Source organism: Nodularia chucula CCY0103, from assembly GCF_963923915.1.
Classification (GTDB): domain Bacteria; phylum Cyanobacteriota; class Cyanobacteriia; order Cyanobacteriales; family Nostocaceae; genus Nodularia; species Nodularia chucula.
The window spans coordinates 1-1,545 of the sequence record NZ_CAWUOL010000183.1; the positions used below are offsets into that span (position 1 = coordinate 1).

The following is a 1,545-nucleotide window of genomic DNA, read 5'->3' on the forward strand; positions in this document are numbered from 1 at the left end:
CCATATTTTGGGTTATTTTTATCACCTCTTTCTTAACATTCAACACTTCTGCTTGCAGACATAACACCACCTGCTGACTCGAAGCATCTAGCAACCCATGACCAGAAAAATAAAATAAAACGGTGTTAATGGGTTGAGTTGCATCTGTAATTTTTTTCACACTGGCGCGGACATTTTCTAACAACGGTGGCGACTGGGCAAAATCATGATGAATCATCACTTCCCGTTGGGGGAAACCAAGAGTGGCTGCATTTAACGCTGCGGCTAAACCTTGACAATCTCCGGCTGAGTAACGCAAACAAGGAATTTGGTTATCTTGGTATTGATTTACCCCGATTAATAGCAGCCAAAGCTTGGCCACACCTGTTTCTAAGGCATGAGTTGAACGACTGGTACTGACACTAATAGGACACATTTAAATGATCATTTAGGCTGGACTCATACTGTTAACACTCACGACGGCTGGGATGCTTACAACCTGGAATTGGTTGACAATGGTTATCGCTTTGATGGTCAAGTTAAACCTTTTGAAATCACAAACCTTTCATTAAAAGTCAAACAACAAGACGGCACTTTCAAAACAGAACCCTTGGTTGTCAAACATTCTGTTCACGGGCCTGTAATATCCGAAACAGGTAATCAAGCTATATCGACTTACTTATCCAAGTTAATTGTATAATCACAAAGACGCTGAAGTAAGGCAGCTTCACGACTAATTACTAAAATTCCCACGTTTTGTGCTTGAGCATATTTGATTACCACCTGCCAAATGAGCGCTTGAGTATTCGCATCCAGCATTGCCGTCATTTCATCAGCAATCAGATAACGAGTCGAAGAATTGAGCGATCGCGCTACTGCAATCCGTTGTAATTCTCCGCCACTAAGTTCATGAGGATAACGACTCAGCCAACTTTAGTGAATACCGAGGGCTTGGAGCAAATCAACCGAGGGAGTTTGTCCTTCTGCTAAAACTTTGCTGATGCGCCAGCACGGATTGACAGCCAATTCTGGGTTTTGAAAAATCAGTTGTACAGGACAGTAATTACTGCTAGGTAAAGGCTGACCATTACAAGTTACCTTTCCTTGATTTGGTTGCAGATACCCAGCTAAAAGTTTACCAATGGTAGTTTTACCCCGACCACTTAACCCACTTAACCCCACAACAGCACCAGGGGCGACTTCCAAGGAAAAATCACGCAAAATCCACGGTTGCTGGGAGTGATAACGAAAACATAAATCTTCAGCCTTCAGCATGAATACACCTCACAGGAGCGCCCCGTACTAGACGAAACTGGGGTCGGGCTTTTCGACAAGCATCTGTCGCTAAATCACAGCGATCGCCAAATAGACAACCAACAGGTAAAGCTTCAGGATGGGGTTGGCTACTGGGAACTGAAATAAACTCATTTTGGGGAAGCGATCGCCACAAAGCCTTAGTATAACGTGAGTTCGACGGAACTAAAAAATGGCAGGAGGTAGAGCAGGCAAAACTTTTGGGTAAATATCAATGGAAGGTTTTTTGGGCAAATAGGTGTAAGCGGCTAA

At 43.4% G+C, this 1,545-nt stretch carries 2 protein-coding genes and 3 pseudogenes; 1 reads left to right on the top strand and 4 read right to left on the bottom strand.

What is annotated here, in order from left to right:
- The coding region (locus ACM0OP_RS24065) for a caspase family protein (RefSeq protein ID WP_414530929.1) at positions 1-415 on the bottom strand (415 nt) is incomplete at its 3' end.
- Between the two features lie 15 nt (positions 416-430).
- Between ACM0OP_RS24065 and ACM0OP_RS24070 the strand changes: the two are divergent.
- Positions 431-679: pseudogene (locus ACM0OP_RS24070) on the top strand (penicillin acylase family protein); the annotation flags it as partial.
- Here ACM0OP_RS24070 and ACM0OP_RS24075 read toward each other — a convergent pair.
- The 3 genes and pseudogenes from ACM0OP_RS24075 to ACM0OP_RS24085 form a co-directional block, all read right to left on the bottom strand.
- Positions 655-807 (bottom strand): hypothetical protein, encoded by a 153-nt coding sequence (locus tag ACM0OP_RS24075; RefSeq protein ID WP_414530930.1) that lies wholly within the window; start codon positions 805-807, stop codon positions 655-657. The pseudogene ACM0OP_RS24070 and the gene ACM0OP_RS24075 sit on opposite strands and share 25 nt — an antisense overlap.
- 3 nt (positions 808-810) lie before the next feature.
- Positions 811-1,254 (bottom strand): annotated as a pseudogene (locus ACM0OP_RS24080) (ATP-binding cassette domain-containing protein); the annotation flags it as partial.
- Positions 1,241-1,438 (bottom strand): annotated as a pseudogene (locus ACM0OP_RS24085) (oligopeptide/dipeptide ABC transporter ATP-binding protein); the annotation flags it as partial. The pseudogenes ACM0OP_RS24080 and ACM0OP_RS24085, both read right to left, overlap by 14 nt.
- Positions 1,439-1,545 lie beyond the last annotated feature (107 nt).

What these genes read in the sequence shown, in the direction of transcription:
- ACM0OP_RS24075 (WP_414530930.1), bottom strand. Translation starts at nt 807, where the DNA reads ATGACGGCAATGCTGGATGCGAATACTCAAGCGCTCATTTGGCAGGTG.